The 3,185-nt window shown below is 63.8% G+C and carries 3 protein-coding genes; 1 reads left to right on the top strand and 2 read right to left on the bottom strand.

Annotation, left to right across the window (positions count from 1 at the left end; genetic code table 11):
• Nucleotides 1–160 precede the first annotated feature (160 nt).
• Complete coding sequence (mobQ, locus tag OP496_RS16900; RefSeq protein ID WP_280564981.1) at nucleotides 161–1,684, top strand: MobQ family relaxase; 1,524 nt, start codon at nucleotides 161–163, stop codon at nucleotides 1,682–1,684.
• Here the strand turns inward: mobQ and OP496_RS16905 are convergent.
• Together OP496_RS16905 and OP496_RS16910 are read right to left on the bottom strand one after the other, a co-directional pair.
• Nucleotides 1,681–2,223: a replication/maintenance protein RepL gene (locus OP496_RS16905; protein ID WP_280564982.1), complete on the bottom strand. Its 543-nt coding sequence runs from the start codon at nucleotides 2,221–2,223 to the stop codon at nucleotides 1,681–1,683. The genes mobQ and OP496_RS16905 overlap by 4 nt on opposite strands.
• Before the next feature lie 597 nt (nucleotides 2,224–2,820).
• Nucleotides 2,821–3,054 carry a mobilization protein gene (locus tag OP496_RS16910; protein ID WP_280564984.1) on the bottom strand — a complete coding sequence of 78 codons (234 nt, stop codon included), beginning with the start codon at nucleotides 3,052–3,054 and terminating at the stop codon, nucleotides 2,821–2,823.
• Between the last annotated feature and the right edge of the window lie 131 nt (nucleotides 3,055–3,185).

A 3,185-nucleotide genomic window follows, 5' to 3' on the forward strand; every position in this document is an offset into this window, starting at 1 on the left:
TATCCACAGCCTACCTGAAACTGGCTTTTCCAGTTTGAATCAGCCACCATATACCGAAGGGCGCACTTACGACTTGCAAATCTCGTTCCTCGATTCTGCAAGTCCCGTGCGCCGGGGCTTCGCCCCTGGACCCCTAACCCCAACCCCAGCCGGTGCAGCCATGGCCATCTACTCACTCAGCACCAAGCCGATGAACCGCAAGGGCGGACGGTCAGCCGTCGCCGCAGCGGCCTATCGGTCGGGTGGTGAGTTAGCCGATGAGCGCACCGGCGTCGTGCACGACTACACCCGCAAGCGGGGTGTCGAGCACGACGAGATCGTGACCCGCGACGGCGTTCCGGGCCCCGAGCGCGAGTCGCTGTGGAACCAGGCCGAAGCCGCCGAGAAGCGCAAAGACGCGAGGGTCGCGAGGGAGTACGTCGTCGCGCTGCCGCACGAGCTCGATGCCGACCAGCGGCTTGCCCTCGCTCGCGAGCTCGCCGGCGAGCTGTCCGAGCGCTACGGCGTCGCCGTCGATCTCGCCGTTCATGCACCGGATCGAGACGGCGACGAGCGCAACCACCACGCCCACTTGCTCGCTACGACCCGGGCCTATGGCCATGACGGGCTGGGCGACAAGGCGGCTATCGAGTGGAGCGACCAGAAGCGCCGCGAGGCCGGGCTCGATCGCGGCGCCGACGAGGTGAAGGCCATCCGGCAGCGCTGGGAGGGCATGGCTAACGACGCTCTGGAGCGTGCCCAGGTCGCCGAACGGATCGACTGCCGATCCCTGGCAGACCAGGGCATCAACCGCGTGCCGCAGATCCACGTTGGCCCGATGGGCACTGAGATGGAACGCCGCGGAGTGCCTGAGCAGAGCGACCGAGCGAGCTTGAATCTTGAGATCCAAGCGGCCAACGCTGCGGTTGAGGCCGAAAGGGCCGAGGCCAAGGAGCCGAAAATGACACGCGGCGAGGCGTTCACCGCTGCTGCTGAGCGCATGAAAGCCCGTCGGCTTGAGCGTGAAGCGGGACAAGCACCGCGAGAACGCCCACAGCGCACACAGGAGCCGCCCAAGGCCCCCCCCGGCCCATCGGCTGCTGTGCAGCGGCTCGACCGGGAGATCGACGCGAAGGCCCAGCACCTAGCCCAAGTGCGGGAGCGCGGCGCGGAGATTGGAGAGCGGCTGCTCGATGTACAGCTCGCGATGCGCGAAACCGCACAGCAGCGCGACAGCACCGAACAGACAGAACGAGAGGCCGCACAGAGCGTCCGCGAGGCGCAAGCCCAGCGTGATCGAATCAAGGGCTGGTTCAAGGGGCGGCAGCGCCGCGAAGCGTCCCAGCGCCACGATCAGGCTCAGGAGCGCCAGAATCAGGCTCAGGAGGCCGCACAGCGAGCGCAAGCCCACGATGCCGCCCTGAGACGTGAATACGGCCAGCTAAAGCAGCAGGCGGCCACAGAGGGCCGTGATGTCGAGCGGGTGAAGACGGAGTACGCGCAGCTCCAGCAGCAGCGCACCGCGCAGATCGAGCGCGAGCAGCAGCCCGCCCAGGAGAAGCGCCAGGGCGATGCCTGGAGCCAAGAACGGCAGCAGGAGCGCTCAAAGGCGCCCCAGCGGGACGCATGGGCCGATGAGAGGCGACAGGCCCAGGATGTGCGCCGGGGCAATACTCGGAGCCAGGACGGCCCCGAGCTAGGCTAGTCGCGCAGGTGAGGCAGGTCCGGCTCCAGTCCGTCGATGGATGGCTGAGATGGTGGTGCCTCGCCGTCCCCAGATGGTAGTTGGCCGTCCGCTGGCGACATCGAAGGTATGTGCGTCAAATCCGGGCCTTCGAGCCCCTGCGGGTTGTCTCGCTCAGATACGAGCACTCGAGCATCGAACAGCGCGTACTGGCTGTTCTTGCGCTTGTCTGCCCATGCAACGCGGCGGTTCACGACATATGCGAGTGCCCCGCCGCGCTCTGATCCGATCCTGATAGTCTGGACCCACTGCTCATCAACCAGCACTTTCACTGAACGCTTGACCGTTGACACTGAGGTGCCAGACAGCTCGGCTAACGTCGTCTGTGATGCGATGAGCGCTCCACGGCTGTTCATGTTCGCGATAATCAAGTGCAGCAGTGCAGCAGCGCGGGGCTTTCGAGAGATGAGCGACGCCCATTTTTCATGCGCTTTCCGCTCGGTTTGCACCCAGGAGCCTCTGACCTGGGGCTGGGTCAATTTGGTCTTGGTATCGCTCATATCTGCTCGCTATCGTTCAAATGCCTTCCCCGACTCTATCACGATATCGAGCATATTTGCTCGATATCGTGCACGATAGGTCACCAGCTGTGACCTAGGGGTAGGTCACCAGCTGTGACCTACCCCCCCCCTGTAAGCCTTTGATTTTAAAGGGTTCTATTTTCGACCCTTCTAATGATCTTCTAGGGGGGGTGGAATTGGCCACTAAAACCCGAAGCGCGTAGCGCTTTGAGCGCTATGCGCTCGCCTACCCTTCGCTTCGCTCGCCCGGCCTTCGGCCGCCTGATGATGGCGCGCCAAAGGCGCGACGTGCGGCAGCTATCAGGGCGCTACGCGCCCGCGCTGCCTGCCCCAGCCTGGCCGCTAAAGCACGCCGCGCTGGTGACATGCATCCCCTCTCCGCGAGTACCTACCCCTTGTTCTGCAGTACAGGGGGTAGGTAGTAAAAATCGGGGGTTTCCGACACAGCACACCCGGTGCGGCCCGAGATCGGTCGGCATGCTGGGAGCGTAGCGACCGCGCCGACCGAGTGAGGGGCGCACCCACCAACCGAAGGGCGGTAGCGCGTAAGCGTCCGGGCCAACGGCCCGGGGGTGATCATGCCTTCGGGGGTAGATCGAACAGCTGACGGTCGCGCTCGCTGTCTAGGTGCTCATCCATTATCTGTCGGAATTGTGCCCTGGTTTGATCGTCCTGCTCGGCGAGACGCATGAACACTGAGCCAGCGAGGATTTTGCGGCGGGTGTCTTCCGAGCGCTTCGCTTTGCGTAACCGGGCAACCCGGGCTTCGGCATCCGCGAGCTGCTGATCTTTGGAGCGGTGTTGAGGCATTTGGGTATCTCCTTGGTGGCTATCCACAGCCTACCTGAAACTGGCTTTTCCAGTTTGAATCAGCCACCATATACCGAAGGGCGCACTTACGACTTGCAAATCTCGTTCCTCGATTCTGCAAGTCCCGTGCG

The organism is Chromohalobacter sp. 48-RD10 (genome assembly GCF_029889785.1).
GTDB lineage: Bacteria > Pseudomonadota > Gammaproteobacteria > Pseudomonadales > Halomonadaceae > Chromohalobacter.